Source organism: Exiguobacterium sp. SH3S3, from assembly GCF_004337115.1.
Classification (GTDB): Bacteria; Bacillota; Bacilli; order Exiguobacteriales; family Exiguobacteriaceae; genus Exiguobacterium; species Exiguobacterium aurantiacum_A.
On the sequence record NZ_SJUU01000005.1, the window covers coordinates 66,025 to 83,005 of the forward strand.

The following is a 16,981-nucleotide window of genomic DNA, read 5'->3' on the forward strand; positions in this document are numbered from 1 at the left end:
TCCAATAATCTCTATTTTTGTTAGCACGTTTGTTGAAGACCGCGTAAGAACAGGCTTGCGCTGTCTTCTGTCATTTCGACGTCGAGCGTGACGTTCTCGGCCATCGCTTCTGCGTCTTTCGAGACAGCGAACGTGAGGCCGTCATAGTCTTTCACGTCGTCCGTCGCTTCCGGGGCGGCGATGTGGAGACCGAGCGTCGGTCCGCAGCACCCTGCTTCCGTACAAATCCGGACTGATTTCACTTCTTCATCCTCGAGTGCTGTTTTCATAAAATCGATTGCTTCATTCGTGATGTTCATTTGACTTCCTCCTTCAATAGTTGAGATAACGCCGGATAGCCGACCGGCAAGTGTTGTTGCCAAGACAATAGCGTCGGGCGCGGATACGCGTTCACCCGTTCGAGCCAAATCGCCTCACTCGCGACTTTCGCCGTGAGCAGCTTACTTTCGACGTCGAGCGGTGTGAACGATTGGTTGACGACCCAGGCGAACGGACGGATGCCGGCCCGTTCCAAGTCGGTGACGAGCCGCTCGGCTTCATACACCGGTGTCGCTTCAGGGAGCGTCGTAATGACGACGTGTGTCTGTTTCGGGTCACGAAGCTTCGGCAACAGTTCGCGGACCGCTTCCGGGACGACACCGGTCGAACGTTCGAGCTCTCGGTGATAGCTCTCGGTCGCGTCGAGCAAGAGCAGTGTATGTCCGGTCGGTGCCGTGTCGATGACGACGAACCGGTCTTTCGCTTTGGCGACTTGACCGGCGAAAGCACGGAACACCGCGATTTCTTCCGTACACGGCGAACGCAAGTCTTCTTCAAGCATCGCGTGCTGTTCGTCGGTCATGTCCCCCGCTTCATGGAACACGTCGGCCCGATAGTTCTCGATCTCGACTTTCGGGTCGATCGCGTCGACGGTGAACGTGGCGGGCACGTCCTCACCGATTGTGAAGGCGACGTGTGCCGCCGGGTCGGTCGTCGTCAAATGGACGGCGTGGCCGCGTTCGCTCAAAGCGACGGCGAGGAGTGAGGCGAGCGTCGTCTTGCCGACCCCACCTTTGCCCATCGTCATGATGACGCTCGGACCGTCCGCTTCGATTTCATCGACGAGCGTATCGATCGAACCGTAACGGCTCGCATCATACGTCATATCCGGCACGGCGACCGCCTCCCCGTTCACCCAACGGCGTAGCGCCGGGACGCCGACCAAGTTCTCGTAGGCGTATGGGAGCGTGAACGTCTCGAGCGTGTCGACGCCTTGTGGCAAGTTGGCGAGCGCGTCTTGTTGGCGCTCGATGAACCGTCTCGTATAACGGTCCGTGCCTTCCGCCGGATCGACGACACCGTTGATGACGAGCTGCATCCGCTCGATCCCGATGGCGTGGAGCTCCATCGCGGCACGACTCGCCTCGACGAGCGTCGACGTCTCAGGACGGGCGACGAGCAACAGTGTCGTCTCATCCCCGTTCGAGAGTGTCTCGACCGCCCGTTTATATTGGTGTTGCTTGTCTGATAGACCAGCGAGCGGACCGAGGCACGAGACGCCGGTCGTGTTCGTCTCTAAAAATTCGTCCCACGCGCTCGGGAGCGTGAGCAACCGGAGCGTATGGCCGGTCGGTGCCGTGTCGAAGATGACATGGTCGTATGTGTCACGGGCCGTCTCTGACGTCAACAGCTCGGTGAACTGATCGAACGCCGCGATCTCGACCGTACAGGCACCGGACAGTTGCTCTTCCATCGACTGGATGGCGACGTCCGGGAGCACGCCGCGATACGGGCCGACCATACGTTCCATATACGCTTTTGCCGCTTCTTCCGGGTCGAAGTTCGCAATCAATAGCTCCGTCTCAGGGACTGCTCGCGGTGTCTCGTCAAGTTCCATCTCGAACACGTCCTGCAAATTACTTGCCGGGTCGGTCGAGACGAGCAAGACGCGCTTGCCACGGTCAGCGAGCGTCAAGGCGAGGCTCGAGGCGGTCGACGTCTTCCCGACGCCGCCTTTCCCGGTCAAAAACATGTAACGGGTCGGCTCAATCGTATTAAAATCAAAGCGATTCATCATGACGCGCCTCCTTATTTTTTAAGCGTGATGCGGACTTTCGGTTTCTCGCCATCTTGTTTCGCGAACGCCGCGACCGGGAGACCAGTCAGTTCGGCGATCTCTTCGTTCGTCATGTAGGCGCCGCGTTTGACGATCTCACCATCGATAACGGTGAGCGGGAGCGTGTCGAGCCCTTTCGTGATCTCGGCTTGCACGTTTGCGTTTTCAACGAAACGGTTCGGCTCCGAGGCGAGGTTATAACGCTCGACGTCGAAACCGCGTTGTTTCAACACGTAATGGATCGTCGCAATCCGCGTCAGTTCCGGGTCGATCGACGGCCCGCATAGTCCGGTCGGACAGCACATGGCCGGTTCGAATACTTCAAGTTTCATCGTTTATTCCTCCTTAAATGGCACACTCGGCGTCACAGTCACAGCTTGCATCGATCATCTCGACTTGTCCGAGCAGATCGACGACGATCGAATAGAACGGGCTCGCTTCGTTCAACCGATAATGGATCCATTGCTTGTCCCGGCGCTCGAGCAGCAGTCCCGCTTGACGCATCATCTTCAAATGGCGGCTGATCGCCGGCTGCGAGATGTCAAAGCAGTCGACGAAGCTGCAGGCACACTGTTCCCCGTCCTGCATTCGCTTTAACATCGTCAACCGCGTCGGGTCGGCGAGCACTTTGAGCACTTTACTCAGTTCTTCTGCGGTATGCATCGTCATTCTCCTTTACCCCATGTATAACAAAACCGTTATATAACCTTTACGTTATGAAATTACCACAGTTTTTTGCAAGTTGCAATTGTCTTTTCTGAAAAAGTTCGCTATGATAAAACACGTTGTGCAAATATGTATCGTTTCAACTTATTCCTTCATATAATGACGCATTTGATCTTCGTGAGACTCGGAGGTCAAAATTAAAACTACTATAAAAGAGAGGTGTGTTCTTTTTGGAAAAATTGAATACTGTCAAACAAGAATGGCTCGGTAACGTCCGGGCTGACGTCCTTGCGGGGATCGTCGTCGCGCTCGCTCTCATCCCTGAGGCGATCGCATTCTCACTCATCGCTGGACTGAACCCGATGGTCGGTCTATACGCTTCATTCATTATCGCAATGGTCATCTCGATTGCGGGCGGACGACCAGCAATGATTTCAGCTGCAACCGGAGCCATGGTGCTCCTCGTTGTCGATTTAGTTCGAGATTACGGTCTCCAATATTTATTAGCGGCCGGTATTTTAGCAGGTATTATTCAAATCGTGCTCGGGTTCTTTGGTATAGCGCGTCTTATGAAGTTCATCCCGCGTGCGGTCATGGTCGGCTTCGTTAACGCCCTCGCTATTTTGATCTTCCAAGCCCAGCTTCCACAATTTGAGGGCGAGAGCTGGATCATGTGGGCGATTGTCGCCGCATCACTCGTCATCATCTTCTTGTTCCCACGTATCACGGGCGCGATCCCGGCACCGCTCGTCGCCATCGTCGCGATGACACTCGCTGCTGTCTTTATGGGGCTCGATACGAAAAACATCGGCGACATGGGGACGATCTCAGCAACGTTGCCGGAATTCTTATTCCCTGACGTTCCGTTCACGCTCGAGACGTTCATGATCATCTTGCCGTATGCCGCCTCGCTAGCTTTCGTCGGCTTGATCGAGTCGTTGCTCACGGCTCAAATCGTCGATGACATGACAGGAACGGATTCGAACAAGAATCGTGAGTCAAAAGGTCAAGGGATCGCCAACATCATCGCCGGTTTCTTCGGCGCGATGCCAGGTTGTGCGATGATCGGCCAATCGGTCATCAACGTCTCGTCAGGAGCACGTGGTCGTCTATCGACGTTCGTCGCTGGACTCGCGTTGTTCATCATGATCATGACGATGAGCGACATCTTGATGCTCATTCCGGTCGGCGCCCTCGTCGGTGTGATGTTCTTCGTCGCCTATGCGACGTTTGACTGGGGCTCGCTCAAGACGCTCCGGACGGCTCAAAAATCGGATACGGTCGTCATGCTCGTCACCGTGTTCGTCACTGTGCTCACGCACGACTTGTCAATCGGTGTGTTCGCCGGGATTTTAACAGCTGCGATTTTGTTCGCCGCGAAAATCTCGAAAGTCGAACTCGACCGCAACGTCGAAGCCGACCACGCCCACTACGTCGTGAACGGTCAATTGTTCTTCGCCTCAACGTCTGAGTTCGTCAACCAATTCGATGTCGAAGAAGATATCGAAGCAGACATCAAACATGTGACGATCAACTTCTCGAACACACACCTTTGGGACGATTCGGCCATCGGCGCCATCGACAAAGTCGTCTTCAAATACCGTGTGCACGGTATCGAGCCAGAACTGTTGAACTTGAACAAAGATTCAGAGAAGCTGCTCAATACGCTCGCGCTTCACTTGAAACAACAAGATGCGGGCATCGGACATTAATTCGGGAGGGATTCACATGACAAAAATCTTCTTAGCCGTTGACGGATCGGACCATTCGATGCGCGCGACCGCGAAAGCGATCGAGCTCGCGAAAGTCTCGAGCGCCAAAATCGATGTCGTTCACGTCGTCAGCTCGAAAGAGTCAAAAGAAAGTGCCCTGCAATCAACAGGCAAGATCGACCTGGAGGCGAAACGGATGCAGCGGATGCAACGTTTCTTCACAGCGATCGAAGCAGCCGGACTCGAGTACGAATATATCGAGCTCCGCGGTGAACCGGACGTCGAGCTCGTCAAGTATGCGAACCATGAACCGTTCGAATACGTCGTCGTCGGCTCGCGCGGCTTGAACACGTTCCAAGAGTTCGTGCTCGGCAGCGTCAGCCATAAGCTCGCCAAACGCGCGCTCGCGCCGGTCGTCATCGTCCGATAATCAGACAGGAAGTGAACCTCAGCGTTCACTTCCTTTTTTTCTGTATCTCGAATCGACACAATTACGAATGCGCTTTCATAAAAAATCGCATATACTTGTAATAGCAAGCGTATAAGAGGAGGCGTTGAAAGAATGGGTAAAATCTTTTTAGCGGCAGATGGCTCGGATCACTCGAAACGGGCTTTAACAAAGGCAATCCAACTCGCAAAAGCGTCAGACGCATCGATTGATATCGTTCACGTCGTCAGTTCGAAAGAATCGAAAGAGGCCGCGCTCCACTCGACCGGCAAGATCGATCTCGAAGCGAAACGAAAACGCATGATGCAACCGCTGTTCGATACGATCGAAGCGGAAGGCATCGCCTATGAATACGTCGAACTCCGCGGTGAACCGGACGTCGAGCTCGTCAAATACGCCAATCGCGATCCGTTTGAATATATCGTCGTCGGCTCGCGCGGCCTCAATACGTTCCAAGAGTTCGTCCTCGGCAGCGTCAGCCATAAACTCGCCAAACGGGCGCAAGCACCGGTCATCATCGTCAAATAAGCCCTCCCCTTTCTCGACTCGAGAAAGGGATTTTTTGTGTCTTATACAGGAACAACGTCCTATGTGTGGAATCAACTAGTGTATGCACAGCTAACTAAGGAGGGAAATTTTATGGAAATTATGAACGACCCGGGTACGTTACTATTAATTTTACTGCCTTTATTATTACTTCAGCTGATTCTTCTCGTCGTCGCCATGATCGATTTATTCAAGCGGTCTGAAACGAACGGACCGAAATGGGTGTGGCTCCTCGTCATCGTCTTTATCAACATCCTCGGTCCGATCGTCTATTTCCTCTGGGGACGGACAAAACAGTGAACGCGAGCCATCTCACAAAACGATTCGGCACGTTCACCGCGCTCGATGACGTCAGCTTCTCGCTGCGCCCGGGCTGCACGTCGCTCCTCGGCGAGAACGGGGCCGGCAAGACGACGCTCCTCAACATGATCGCCCGTGTGACGACGCCGACGTCCGGACAGATCGAGGGCCATGACACGATCCGGGTCGGTTATTTACCGCAACGGCCGGCGCTTTACCCTTCCCTCACACCGGTCGAGACGATTAAATATGCGGCCGACTTGACGGGCACGACCGGCGTCGACGCCTTGAACCTCTTAAAACGCGTCGGCTTAGAACCGGTCGACCGCCCGGCGGCGCACTTGTCAGGCGGGATGCGGCAACGGCTCGGCATCGCCCAAGCGCTCGTCCATGACCCGGAACTATTGTTGCTCGATGAACCGGTGTCGGCGCTCGACCCGCGCGGCCGCCGGGAAGTGCTCGATCTCTTGAGTGACTTGAAGCGGGAGCGGATGATTCTCTATTCGACGCACGTGCTCCCTGACGCCGAGGAGGCGAGCGACTGGGTGCTCCTGCTTCGGCAAGGACGCCTGCTCATGGAAGGCACCGTCACCGATTTGCTCGGGGCCAAATCATCCATCCAACTTCGCCTGTTCGATGACACGACGACAGAAGACGATTGGAACGCGCTCGCGGGTGTCGTCCGTGTCTCGCGGACGGGGACGACATGGACGTTCGAGACGACCGATAAAACGATGTCCGAGCGGGCGATTCTGCAACGCGTCCTCGCCCAAGGACTGATGATCCAATCGTTCCACGTCGGTCATCCGTCGCTCGAATCACTGTTTTTGGAGGTGAACGCTTAATGCGGACAGCCATCTTTAAACAAGAATGGAAAGAATCGTGGCGCAATAAACGGCTCGTCTGGGTCCCGGTCGCCCTGATGCTGCTCGCGGCGATGCAGCCGCTCACGCTCTACTTCTTACCAGACATTTTAGCGTCAGGCGGTAACTTGCCGGACGGGACCGTCATCGAGATCCCGACGCCGACACCGGCCGAAGTACTCTTATCGGTCAGTGAGCAGCTGCGGCAGATCGGCCTGCTCATCGTCTTGCTGTCGGCGATGCATACGTTCAGCCAAGAACGTACACTCGGTACGCTCGCTTGGCTCAAGTCGCTCAACATTCCGGCTTCTCGCATCGTCATGAGTAAATGGGCACACTACACGTTACTTTCCGCCGTCTCCATCTTGCTCGCCCAAGGCACAGCCGCCTATTATACGGTCATCTTGTTCGACTCGTTCGATGTGACGGACTTTGTCATTTCCACGGGTCTATTGATCGTCCATTTCGTCGTGCAGCTGTCGCTCTTCTTCTTATTCGCCGCGCTGCTCGAGAGCGGGCTCGTCGCCCTCGTCATCACACTCGGTGTCCACTTCGTCTTATCGCTCCTGCTCAGTTGGGTCGATTGGGACTGGTTGCCTTGGAACCTTGGCGGATTGTCGGGTCAAGCGTTAATCGAAGACGTCAGTGTCACGTGGCCGCTCGTCACTAGCATTGTCTTGATCGGACTGGCGTTGGTTATCGCATCCAAGCGTTTATTATTTTTGAGTCGAACGTCCTGATTATTCAATTTTGATAGATAGGTCTTTCATCGATGCGTGTGTCTTTGATTTCCGACGGTGCCTCGCTCGAATCGATCATGGACAAAACCGACGCGATCTTGCCGATCCGCAAAGATTATCTTCTGTATAAATGAAACGAAGGCAGGCTCTTTTGAGTCTGCCCTTATTTGTAATCCAATGGTAATACCCACTATTGCCCTATTCAATATATTATATGGTTATATTATCGGAAAAGGAGACTTCCCTCTTGAAAAAACCAACTACCATCCTCGTATCAAGCGCACTCGCCGTGGCGCTCACGTTCACCCCGTCGACGGCTTCACTCCCGCTCGAACAGGCCACCGTCCAAGCGGCGTATACAGAAACAGCAATCAACACGAAAGGTTCGGTCACGGGCATCAGCCAGCTCCCGGTCCGCAAAACCCCGTCGCTTTCAGCAGCACGACTCGGCTCGATCAAGCGTTACGGCACGATGACCATCCGGACGTCGTTCACCGTCGGCGGATCAAAGTGGTATAAGATTAAATGGGGGGCTGGGGTCGCCTACGTCCCGGCCGCTTACGTCAAACTATCGACGGCGGAAGTCGCGTTCAAGAAAACGGCTTACGTCGCCCCGTCGAGCGTCTATTTGAAATCACGGCCGCTCACGACGTCTTCGAACGTCGCTTTCCTCCGCCAAGGTGTAAAGCTCGAGACGAGCTCGTACCGTTATACCGGCTCGACACGTTGGTACAAGGCGACGAGTGGGACGAAGACCGGTTACATCATGGCGAAACACGTCACGTTCACCGCTCCTGCGAGCGGCGTCTTGAGCGAGACGAACAAAGAGCGCCAAGCGGCTGGCCTGACAACACTCGCCGCCTCGAGCGAAGCGAACCGCGTCGCCCAAGTCCGGGCCGATGAGATGGCACGGACCGGTCAATTCTCGCACCAACTCCGTGAGAACGGCAGCCCGGGTGACACGCTCGACGCCTACAACGTCAGCTATCGTGGCTGGGGCGAGAATATTTATATGGGGTCGAGCGACCCTGGCCAAGCGGTCGACGCTTGGATGAACTCGAGCGGGCACCGCGCCAACATCTTGAACGGCCGCTTCACGCATCTCGGGGTCGGCACAGCGAAAAACGCCCAAGGCTCGACGATTCATGTCCAAGTGTTTTTGACGAAATGAAAAATGGAGGATCGCCCCATGGCGGTCCTCCATTTTGATTAGCGGCGCTCGTCTTTCAGGCTTTCGAGATCTTGCTGGGCTTGGCCCGTCTTCTCTTTTGCCGTACCTTTGACTTGATCCTTTTGACCTTCACGTTTGAGCGACTGATTGTCCGACGATTTGCCGACTGCTTCTTTCGCTTTTCCGGCCGCTTTATCGATGAACCCGTCGACTTTTTTGTTTAGTCCGTCTTTCATATGGATCTCCTCCTCGTGGTATCGTGTCTAAACAATGTACCACTCTGAAGAAAACTCAAACATAGTGCTCTTTGACGAGCACACGAAACCGCGGCCGGACGGTCAGCTCGATCGTCGTCACGGTCCGGGTCCGGTCCTCGGTCATGACGATTAAAAGCTCCCCATGGTCGCGCCGGTCTTCGAGCACTTCAACTTTGCTGACGGTGCGGAGCAGTTGATAGTAGAGCAGTTCGCCCGTCTCGCCTTTGACGTTCACCTCAAACTCGTGGTAGCTCGGGGAGACTTTAAAATAGAACGACTCTTTCCCGTTCGTGAAGCGGAACACTGACTCGTCATAATAAAACGGGAGCGTCGCATCCATCCGCTTCGGCTCGACCGTGCAAAATAACGCCCACGCCATCTCGTCAGGAAATTTTTCACCCGCTTCTCCTTTGTTGAACTGCCACCCTTTCATACTCAATCCCTACTTCCCTCTTTTTGTAATTGTCTGAATAATCGGACTATAACAAATTGATTCGCCAACACGTTCAAAATCCCTGCAAACGGGAACAAATCTCTGTATGCTCTTTTTCTGTCCGCCCATCTGAAAGGGGTTGCGTCCACGTGTCCATCATCGCACTCGACCATGTCACGAAGCGTTTCGGGGAGACGATCGCCTTGAACGACTTCTCGCTCCACGTCGAAGCAGGCGAACTGTTCGGTCTGCTCGGTCCGAACGGGGCCGGCAAGACGACCGCCATCTCCGTCATGCTCAACCTATATCCTGCCGACAGTGGTACGATCCGTATCTTTGACCGCGTCATGCCGAAAGACGAACAGGCGATCAAGCAACGCGTCGGCATCGTCCCGCAGCACGTTTCCGTCTATGACCAGCTGACCGTGTTCGAGAACATCCAATTTTTCGCCGAACTTTATGGCTTCAAGCCGGCCGAGGCGAAACAAAAGACCGAGGCCGCCCTCGACTTCGTCGAGCTGACCGCTCACCAAAAGAAACGTCCGCCGGAACTGTCCGGAGGGCTGCTGCGTCGTTTAAATATCGCCTGCGGCATCGTCCATGAACCGGAGCTCATCTTTATGGACGAACCGACCGTCGCCATCGACCCGCAGTCGCGGAACACGATCCTCGAGAACATCCGTGAGTTGAACCGGCGTGGGGCGACGATCATCTATACGTCCCATTACATGGAGGAAGTCGAGATGCTGTGCGACCGCGTCGCCATCGTCGACGAAGGGAAGATCATCGCCGAAGGGACGCAAGACGAGTTGAAAGACCAAGTCATGACGCTCGAGACGGCCCGCATCAAAGTTGATGCCTTGACGCCAGGGCTCATCGAACGGCTCGGCGCACTCAGTCAAGTAAAGAAAGTCGAATATCATGAGCCGTACATCGAGGTGTCGCTCGAGAAAGACACGCCGCTCGCCCCGCTCCTCGACGTGCTCCACGACGCGAAGGTCCGGTTCACGTCGATCACTGTCGACCGCCCGTCCTTGAATACCGTCTTCCTGGCCTTGACCGGCAAGACGCTAAGGGAGTGACGGTCATGAAGACGTGGACGTTCATCAAATACGATGTCAAACAACAACTGCGCGACCGCTCGACCTTGTTTTGGATGTTGCTTTTCCCGATCATCCTCATTTTCGGGCTCGGCACGATGCTGTCTGCCATTTTCAGTAACGACTTCTCACTCCCGGTCACAGACGTCGCTTATGTCGAGCAGTCGACCGACGACTATCGCGTCCCGCTCGAGACGTTCCTCGCCGACGATGACATCAAGGCGTTCGTCAACCTCGTCCCGTACGACAGCGTCGCCGCTGCCGAACGTGGCGTCAACGACGGCGATGCCGACGTCATCTTGCACCTCGACGGGTCAAACGTGCGTCTCTTGTATGAAGAACCGACGACGATCGAGTTCGATGTGCTCGAGGCGGTCATCCGGCAATATACCGACGTCGCCAATCAACAGATCATGCTCGCCGAGTCAGGCGTCGCCGTCCCGTTCGAGCCGGAGACGTTCATCGACAGCGAGAGCGTCGACTTGTCGGGCCGCACCCCGACCTCGCTCGAATACTTCACGGTCACGATTTCGATCATGACCGCCTTGTTCGGCGCCTTCTATATCACGGGCATGCTCAGTGAGGAACAGCCGATGAAAGGCAGCTATCTCCGGATCCAGGCCGCTCCGGTCAAGACAATCGACTACCGGCTCGCCCGCACGGTCAGCCGTTACGTGCTCATCTTCCTACAGCTCGTGCTCGTCTTTTGGTTCAGTCACTTCGTCTACCGAAGCTTCTCGCTCGACTACGTCCACTTCGGACTGTTGTTTCTCGCCTGGGTCGCACTCGCCCTTTACGGCACCACGTTCGGATTTATAATCGCCAGTCTGCCCCGCGTCACGCGCGGCACGAAAGACGCGATCGTCAACGGTAGCGTCGCTATAATCATGATCCTCTCCGGGGGCTACGTGCCTGGATTCGACCAAGTGACGCTGAGCGTCGCACCGTGGGCGAAATACGTGTTCATGCCGATCTTTATGCGCGATGGCATCCTCCAAGTGCTGCTCCGGGGCGGGGACGTCACCTTGTTTTGGCAAGGTCTCGGTTGGCTCGCCCTGCACGTCGCCGTCTTCACCGTGATCAGCCTGCTGTTATGGAAAGGAGTGAGCCGCCGTGGTCTTGTTTAGGCACGTCGCCAAACGGATGCTCCGAAGAAAAGGGTTATGGGTGTTCACGTTCGTTTCCGTCTTCGGATTCGCCCTCGTCCTGTCGTTCCTCAATTCGACGTCTGCTTTGAACGTCTCGATCGGTATTCTCGACCGTGACGGCGGCTCGTTGTCGGGCCGGGTCATCGAAGAGGCGGGCCGGTTCGGTTCGGTGACACCGCTTGAGACGGACGAGGCCGACGAGGCGCTACTCGAAGGACAAGATATCGTCTTAACGATCCCGGACGGTTTTACGGAAGACTTGTTCGCCGGCGACATCCCGCGGCTCTCGTTCAGCGCGACCGAAGGGAGTGACGCCGCCTTGATCGAACAGGCGCTCAACTCCCATCTTTCCCGCGAGCGGCAACTGCTCGTCGCGAGTGAGTTTGACGAAGGGCGATTCCTCGAGTTGGCGGAAGCGGAGACAATGAACGGTTACACGCTCTCGAGCGAGCCGTTCCAAGAGAGCGTCGGCACGACCGCGCGGACACAGGCGTTCCTCGGGCTGTTGTCGTTCGTCATGATGTCGGCGTTCCTCCAATTCATTCCGCTTTTTGTCGCCGACGACCGGGATGAATTGATCTACTCGCGCTTGTTCGCGGCACCGGTCACGCCGCGCCGCTACGTCGGGTCGCTGTTTTTATCATTTTGTGCCGTCGGACTCATCTACGTGCTCATGCTGATCGCCTTTAGCGCCGTCCTCTATCGGCAGGACATCATCGCTCATCTCCCCGTGCTCACGCTATTGTTCACCGTCTACTTGTTCGTCTGTCTCGCGATCGGTTCACTCATCGCGGTCCTCGCGACGAATCGGGACAAGGCGAACATTTGGCAGACGTCGGTCACGATGGCCGCCGCCATCACCGGGGGCGCTTTTATCAGCCTGACGTGGCTCCCGGAATCGCTCCAGCTCGTCGGACGCTTCTTGCCGACCTATTGGTTCAACAGCGGGGTCGCCGACATGTATGACGATCGGTTCCCGACGCTGTCTGTCCTCGTCATGGTCGGTATGGCGCTCGCCGTGTTCGCGGCGACCGTCTTCGCGTTGAAAAAACGGCCGCTCACATGACACAAAAAAGGCGAGACACTCATCAGAGTGTCTCGCCTTCTAGCGTTGTAACGTCGGAACAATCTTTTGGAAGAACACCTCGACGAGTACAGGGTCGAACTGGCGACCTGCCTCTTGTTCGATGACGGCGAGCGCCTCGTCAAGCGTCTTCGCTCGGCGATACGGTCGGCCCGTCACCATGACGTCGAACGTGTCTGCGAGCGCGATGATCCGGGAGGCGAGCGGAATATCAAACCCGCTTATGCCGTTCGGATAACCGTTCCCGTCCCAACGCTCATGGTGCGACAGCACGATCTCTGACAGCGTCCCGTACTCAGGGACAGTGCTCAAAATATTGTAGCTCACCTCGGGATGACGTTTGATCTCGCGCCACTCGGCTTCGGTCAAAGCACCCGATTTGTCGAGAATCTCATTACTGATCGCGACCTTGCCGATATCATGCAGGATGGCGGCCGTCTTCAACTCGTTCACGTCACTGCTCGTCAAGTCCATCGCCTCGCCAAGCTGACCTGATAGCTCGGCGACGCGCAGCGAGTGCGCCTCTTCACGCGGGATTTTCTCATACAGCGTCCGCATGATCAATTGAATCGACGAGTGGCGGCGACTCTGCTTCTCGGAAACTTTATGATGGTACATCTGATCTTCAGCCAAATTGAACGCGTCCATGATCGACAGTGCACCGTCAGTTTTGACCGCTTCTCCGAACGATGCCGAGATCGGCAACCCTTCAATCGATCTTTCAAGGAATAAACGGCTCAATCGATTGGACAACTGCTGCGCATCAGACAACGGCGTATTCGGCAAGATGATCACGAATTCGTCACCGCCGATCCGGGCGACCGTGTCGACACCGCTGATTTCACGCTTCAAAATATTCGCCGCTTCGATCAAGAGCCGGTCTCCGACCAAGTGGCCGAACGCGTCGTTCGTCAGTTTTAGGCCGTTGATGTCGACGACGATGAGGGCGAGCGGGTAATAGCCCGGCTCGTCGAACGTGACGAGTGCCTCGTCGAAGTAGCGGCGGTTCTTCACCCCGGTCAACTGGTCGTGATAGCTCAAATACTCGATTTCCATCTCGTACGTCTTCTTCTCGGTCACGTCCCCGATGTAGCCGTGCCAGAGCACGTGCCCCTCGGCGAGCTTCTCAGGGCGAGACGAGCCGAGGATCCACGTCGTCCGCCCGTCCGGTCGATGAAAGCGGAATTCGGCATCCCATATCGTTAAATTGCGATAGGACTCTTCAATGTTCGCCATCACTTGCGGATAATCGTCTGTGTGCATCTTTTTGAACACGAGATCCGCGTCTCGTTTCACTTCATCGACCGGGATCCCGGTCAACACTTCAAAGCCATGGCTAATAAATGGGAAATGGAACGACCCGTCCGGCCGGAGCTCGAACTGATAGATGGCGCCCGGGACTTGGTCGGACAACTTCGTCAGCAGACGGTCGCGCTCGGCGAGTTCTTCTTCGAGCTGGACGCGTTCGGTCACGTCCTTGGCGACGGCGTAGATGTAGTTGCCTTGGACTTTGCAATGCCATTCGATCGAGCGGTAATCCCCATCGATCGTCCGGTAACGGTTGACGAACCGAAACAGTTCACGCGCCGTATCGAGCTCACTAAAGGACGCTTTCGTCTTCGCCTGATCGTCAGGATGGATGAGCCCGATGAAGTCCATGTTCTCGAGTGACTCGATCGAGAAGCCAAGCACACGCTCCCACGCTTTGTTCAAATGCAGTACGTCTCGCGTCGCGAGTGACATGATGCACTCGAGATCGACGGTGGCGAACCCTTCAAACATCGAATCTTTCGCCTCGCCGACTTGACGGTCGACTTTCGTCATCTGTTCGAGGATATGAACGATGTACAGCTCGACGAGACCGAGACGGTCGGCCCGCTTCTTCCCTTGCATGACGATCGTCAAGTCACCGTAAAAGACGCCGTCTTTTTCAATCTTGAACAAGATGACTTGCCCGAGGTCGAAGATGCGTAAAATGTTTTTGACGAGCCGCTTCGGCAATACCCCGTCCATGAGTGGTTCGATTTCGTCCAAGATGATCGGACTCGGTAACTCCAACAGCTCGATGCGTTTCCGGCTCATCGGCCATTTCTTGCCGACCGGGTGGAAGCCGAGGACATCCAAGCTGCGTTCGAGCAGCTCGTCAATCCCAGAGATCGCGACCGTCGAGTACGTTTGTCCATCGTCATTCATCAAGTTGAGCGTCACCGCTTTCGCACCGGTGAAGTCCCGGATCTGGTCGAGGAAATGTTGGTTCATCAACAGTTCCCGGCCCGTGGCGACGAAGCGATGCGACACGTTGACGAGTTGTTTCAAGGCGTTGTTCTCTTGGACGTGCGGGGTGATGTCATGGAACAAGGTCGAGACGTAACCTGGTCGTTCGCTGAAGACGGACAGTTCATACCACGCTTTGTTCCGGCGCGAGAAATGTTCGAACTTAATCGTCTCGCCGTTGTTCACCGCCCGCGCGACTTGAACGATCCATTCGCGCTCGCTGTATTCGAAGTCTTTCAACTGCTCGGTGATGCGTCCGCCGAGAAACTGTTTGCGCTTCGCCTTCATCATTTTTTCGAACGCTTCGTTCACTTCGACAAACTCATAATCGACCGGCTCCCCGGCACCGTCGAAGATGACTTTGAATTCGACGTAGCCTTGGGGCATATGGCGCAACAAGGATCTGTATGGGGTGCTGTCTCGTTCTGTCACGTCATTTCCTCCTACGCTGTTTTCTACATTTTAGTTTACCTCATTTTCGATAAATTCCCTATATTTTCCGAATCGATTCCTACCGATGTGCAAAGGTTAAGTTTTTGTAAATGCCGCCTCACGGGTTGCACGGTTCGCTCCCCGTTGTTAATATGATTACGAAAACCGATATCGAAAACCGATTTCAAGGAGATGAAGCAAGTGGAAGACCGCGTCCTTCGTAAGCTGTTTCTTGGTTTTATTCATATCCATATCTTGCACCATGCGTCCGAACACCCGGTTTATGGGGCGTGGATGGTCGAAGAGCTGCGCGAGCACGGTTACTCGATCAGTGCCGGGACGCTCTATCCGATCCTGCACGGCATGGAACAAGACGGCCTGCTCACTCGGACGAACGAGTTGGTCGACGGTCATATCCGCAAGAACTATACGACGACCGAAAAAGGGCTCGTCGTCTTGGCCGAAGCCCGGCAAAAAGCGCACGAACTATTCAAAGAGATCAAGGAGTGAAACCAATGGCCAATCAACGTGTGACGTTCAAGACGTTACTGGAGATTTTATTCGTATCGACCCGGCTCGGCTTGACGTCGTTCGGCGGACCGGTCGCCCACCTCGGCTACTTCCATGAGGAATACGTAAGGCGCCGGAAATGGATGGACGAGCGAACGTATGCCGACCTCGTCGCCCTCTGTCAGTTCTTACCTGGCCCTGCGAGCAGTCAAGTCGGGATCGGCATCGGCATCGTCCGTGGCGGTATCCTCGGCGGCATAACCTCGTTCATCGGGTTCACGGCACCGTCCGTCATCGCCCTCATCTTGTTCGCCCTTTTGGTCTCAGGACTCGACGTCTCCGACGCGGGCTGGCTGTATGGCTTAAAAATCGTCGCCGTCGCCATCGTCGCCCACGCCATTCTCGGGATGGCCGGCAAGCTGACGCCGGACGCAAAGACGCGGACGATCGCCTTCTTCGCGCTCGCCGGTGTGCTCCTCTGGCAGACGACGTATAGCCAAGTGCTCGTCATCGGCTTGGCCGCGCTCGCCGGATTCTTGTTGTTCAAACCGCAACATCTCGACGTCAAGTCGGCCTCGTTCCCGCTCTCGAAACGGCTCGGGGCGACGCTGCTCGGTCTATTCGGAGCCTTACTCGTCATCTTGCCGCTCTTGCGTGAGACGATTGAAAGCCAGTCGCTCGCCTTGTTCGACAGCTTTTACCGGTCTGGTGCCCTCGTCTTCGGCGGTGGTCACGTCGTCTTGCCGCTCCTCGAGCGCGAGCTCGTCCCGGCCGGATTCTTGAGCGAAGAGGCGTTCCTCGCCGGCTACGGGGCGGCCCAAGCCGTACCGGGTCCGCTGTTCACGTTCGCGTCGTACCTCGGGACCGTCATCAACGGTGTCCCGGGCGGACTGCTCGCGACGTTCGCCATCTTCTTGCCGGCGTTCCTGCTCATCCTCGGGGCGTTACCGTTTTGGGACGCACTCCGGCGCAACCCGAAAGTGGCCGGTGCGTTGATTGGTGTCAATGCGGCCGTCGTCGGGATTTTGATCGCCGCATTCTATCAGCCGATCTTCACGAGCACGGTGAATGGCGCCGTCGACTTCGTCTTCGCCGCCCTCTTGTTCGTCATGATCGCCTATTGGAAACTGCCGCCTTGGGCACTCGTCATCGCTGGCGTCGTCGGTGGGACGATTATCGGAATGTTGTAACGTGACTAGGGA

19 protein-coding genes are annotated in these 16,981 nt (G+C 55.8%); 12 read left to right on the forward strand and 7 right to left on the reverse strand.

Going from position 1 to position 16,981, the window contains the following annotated elements; translation table 11 throughout:
- Window positions 1–20: 20 nt before the first annotated feature.
- The 4 genes from EVJ28_RS06345 to EVJ28_RS06360 are packed head-to-tail and all read right to left on the reverse strand — an operon-like array spanning window position 21 to window position 2,758.
- The gene (locus EVJ28_RS06345) at window positions 21–299 is read right to left on the reverse strand and encodes a Fe-S cluster assembly protein HesB (RefSeq protein ID WP_131456518.1); all 279 of its coding nucleotides are present in this window, start codon (window positions 297–299) and stop codon (window positions 21–23) included.
- A complete protein-coding gene (arsA, locus tag EVJ28_RS06350) occupies window positions 296–2,053 on the reverse strand; it encodes an arsenical pump-driving ATPase (protein WP_236634067.1) in 1,758 nt (585 codons plus the stop codon). Before arsA ends, EVJ28_RS06345 begins: the two co-directional genes overlap by 4 nt.
- Before the next feature lie 14 nt (window positions 2,054–2,067).
- Window positions 2,068–2,427, reverse strand: coding sequence for an arsenite efflux transporter metallochaperone ArsD (gene arsD, locus EVJ28_RS06355; RefSeq protein ID WP_131456514.1), 360 nt, complete (start codon window positions 2,425–2,427; stop codon window positions 2,068–2,070).
- 13 nt (window positions 2,428–2,440) lie between these two features.
- A complete protein-coding gene (locus tag EVJ28_RS06360) occupies window positions 2,441–2,758 on the reverse strand; it encodes an ArsR/SmtB family transcription factor (RefSeq protein ID WP_131488339.1) in 318 nt (105 codons plus the stop codon).
- Window positions 2,759–2,991: 233 nt separating this feature from the next.
- Between EVJ28_RS06360 and EVJ28_RS06365 the strand changes: the two genes are divergently transcribed.
- From EVJ28_RS06365 to EVJ28_RS06395, 7 genes are all read left to right on the forward strand, one after another.
- Window positions 2,992–4,473 carry a SulP family inorganic anion transporter gene (locus tag EVJ28_RS06365; protein WP_131456512.1) on the forward strand — a complete coding sequence of 494 codons (1,482 nt, stop codon included), beginning with the start codon at window positions 2,992–2,994 and terminating at the stop codon, window positions 4,471–4,473.
- A 16-nt stretch (window positions 4,474–4,489) separates the two neighbouring features.
- Window positions 4,490–4,903 (forward strand): universal stress protein, encoded by a 414-nt coding sequence (locus EVJ28_RS06370; protein ID WP_131456510.1) that lies wholly within the window; start codon window positions 4,490–4,492, stop codon window positions 4,901–4,903.
- Between the two features lie 132 nt (window positions 4,904–5,035).
- Entirely contained in the window at window positions 5,036–5,449 is a 414-nt protein-coding gene (locus EVJ28_RS06375; RefSeq protein ID WP_070328552.1) for a universal stress protein, read from the forward strand.
- A gap of 111 nt (window positions 5,450–5,560) precedes the next feature.
- A complete protein-coding gene (locus EVJ28_RS06380) occupies window positions 5,561–5,767 on the forward strand; it encodes a PLD nuclease N-terminal domain-containing protein (RefSeq protein ID WP_131469229.1) in 207 nt (68 codons plus the stop codon).
- On the forward strand, window positions 5,764–6,612 hold the full coding sequence (locus tag EVJ28_RS06385) for an ABC transporter ATP-binding protein (protein WP_131488341.1): 849 nt from the start codon (window positions 5,764–5,766) through the stop codon (window positions 6,610–6,612). Before EVJ28_RS06380 ends, EVJ28_RS06385 begins: the two co-directional genes overlap by 4 nt.
- On the forward strand, window positions 6,612–7,370 hold the full coding sequence (locus EVJ28_RS06390; protein WP_131470075.1) for an ABC transporter permease: 759 nt from the start codon (window positions 6,612–6,614) through the stop codon (window positions 7,368–7,370). Before EVJ28_RS06385 ends, EVJ28_RS06390 begins: the two co-directional genes overlap by 1 nt.
- 247 nt (window positions 7,371–7,617) lie before the next feature.
- Window positions 7,618–8,541 (forward strand): CAP domain-containing protein, encoded by a 924-nt coding sequence (locus EVJ28_RS06395; RefSeq protein WP_131488343.1) that lies wholly within the window; start codon window positions 7,618–7,620, stop codon window positions 8,539–8,541.
- 38 nt (window positions 8,542–8,579) lie between these two features.
- Here EVJ28_RS06395 and EVJ28_RS06400 read toward each other — a convergent pair whose 3' ends face one another.
- Both EVJ28_RS06400 and EVJ28_RS06405 read right to left on the reverse strand, forming a co-directional pair.
- Entirely contained in the window at window positions 8,580–8,777 is a 198-nt protein-coding gene (locus tag EVJ28_RS06400; protein ID WP_070328547.1) for a CsbD family protein, read from the reverse strand.
- A 55-nt stretch (window positions 8,778–8,832) separates the two neighbouring features.
- Window positions 8,833–9,231 carry a hypothetical protein gene (locus EVJ28_RS06405; RefSeq protein ID WP_070328546.1) on the reverse strand — a complete coding sequence of 133 codons (399 nt, stop codon included), beginning with the start codon at window positions 9,229–9,231 and terminating at the stop codon, window positions 8,833–8,835.
- Window positions 9,232–9,380: 149 nt separating this feature from the next.
- Here EVJ28_RS06405 and EVJ28_RS06410 point away from each other — a divergent pair, with 149 nt between their 5' ends.
- Genes EVJ28_RS06410 through EVJ28_RS06420 form a run of 3 tightly spaced genes read left to right on the forward strand, consistent with a single transcriptional unit; the run spans window position 9,381 to window position 12,545 of the window.
- Entirely contained in the window at window positions 9,381–10,313 is a 933-nt protein-coding gene (locus EVJ28_RS06410; protein ID WP_070328545.1) for an ABC transporter ATP-binding protein, read from the forward strand.
- A gap of 5 nt (window positions 10,314–10,318) precedes the next feature.
- A complete protein-coding gene (locus EVJ28_RS06415; RefSeq protein ID WP_236634068.1) occupies window positions 10,319–11,458 on the forward strand; it encodes an ABC transporter permease in 1,140 nt (379 codons plus the stop codon).
- A complete protein-coding gene (locus EVJ28_RS06420; protein ID WP_131469241.1) occupies window positions 11,445–12,545 on the forward strand; it encodes an ABC transporter permease in 1,101 nt (366 codons plus the stop codon). Before EVJ28_RS06415 ends, EVJ28_RS06420 begins: the two co-directional genes overlap by 14 nt.
- A gap of 39 nt (window positions 12,546–12,584) precedes the next feature.
- Here EVJ28_RS06420 and EVJ28_RS06425 read toward each other — a convergent pair whose 3' ends face one another.
- The gene (locus EVJ28_RS06425; protein ID WP_236634069.1) at window positions 12,585–15,269 is read right to left on the reverse strand and encodes an HD domain-containing phosphohydrolase; all 2,685 of its coding nucleotides are present in this window, start codon (window positions 15,267–15,269) and stop codon (window positions 12,585–12,587) included.
- Window positions 15,270–15,470: 201 nt separating this feature from the next.
- On the opposite strand from EVJ28_RS06425, the gene EVJ28_RS06430 reads away from it, so the two are divergent.
- Window positions 15,471–15,779 (forward strand): PadR family transcriptional regulator, encoded by a 309-nt coding sequence (locus EVJ28_RS06430; RefSeq protein WP_131456498.1) that lies wholly within the window; start codon window positions 15,471–15,473, stop codon window positions 15,777–15,779.
- A gap of 5 nt (window positions 15,780–15,784) precedes the next feature.
- Window positions 15,785–16,969, forward strand: a complete 1,185-nt coding sequence (gene chrA, locus EVJ28_RS06435; RefSeq protein ID WP_131456496.1) for a chromate efflux transporter — start codon at window positions 15,785–15,787, stop codon at window positions 16,967–16,969.
- Window positions 16,970–16,981: the final 12 nt, after the last annotated feature.

Excerpts from the sequence above, each read along its gene's own strand:
- chrA (WP_131456496.1), top strand. The coding sequence starts at position 15,785 with ATGGCCAATCAACGTGTGACGTTCAAGACGTTACTGGAGATTTTATTC.
- EVJ28_RS06345 (WP_131456518.1), bottom strand. The coding sequence starts at position 299 with ATGAACATCACGAATGAAGCAATCGATTTTATGAAAACAGCACTCGAG.
- EVJ28_RS06375 (WP_070328552.1), top strand. The coding sequence starts at position 5,036 with ATGGGTAAAATCTTTTTAGCGGCAGATGGCTCGGATCACTCGAAACGG.
- EVJ28_RS06360 (WP_131488339.1), bottom strand. The coding sequence starts at position 2,758 with ATGCATACCGCAGAAGAACTGAGTAAAGTGCTCAAAGTGCTCGCCGAC.
- EVJ28_RS06390 (WP_131470075.1), top strand. The coding sequence starts at position 6,612 with ATGCGGACAGCCATCTTTAAACAAGAATGGAAAGAATCGTGGCGCAAT.
- EVJ28_RS06415 (WP_236634068.1), top strand. The coding sequence starts at position 10,319 with ATGAAGACGTGGACGTTCATCAAATACGATGTCAAACAACAACTGCGC.
- EVJ28_RS06370 (WP_131456510.1), top strand. The coding sequence starts at position 4,490 with ATGACAAAAATCTTCTTAGCCGTTGACGGATCGGACCATTCGATGCGC.
- EVJ28_RS06400 (WP_070328547.1), bottom strand. The coding sequence starts at position 8,777 with ATGAAAGACGGACTAAACAAAAAAGTCGACGGGTTCATCGATAAAGCG.
- arsA (WP_236634067.1), bottom strand. The coding sequence starts at position 2,053 with ATGAATCGCTTTGATTTTAATACGATTGAGCCGACCCGTTACATGTTT.
- EVJ28_RS06405 (WP_070328546.1), bottom strand. The coding sequence starts at position 9,231 with ATGAAAGGGTGGCAGTTCAACAAAGGAGAAGCGGGTGAAAAATTTCCT.
- arsD (WP_131456514.1), bottom strand. The coding sequence starts at position 2,427 with ATGAAACTTGAAGTATTCGAACCGGCCATGTGCTGTCCGACCGGACTA.
- EVJ28_RS06380 (WP_131469229.1), top strand. The coding sequence starts at position 5,561 with ATGGAAATTATGAACGACCCGGGTACGTTACTATTAATTTTACTGCCT.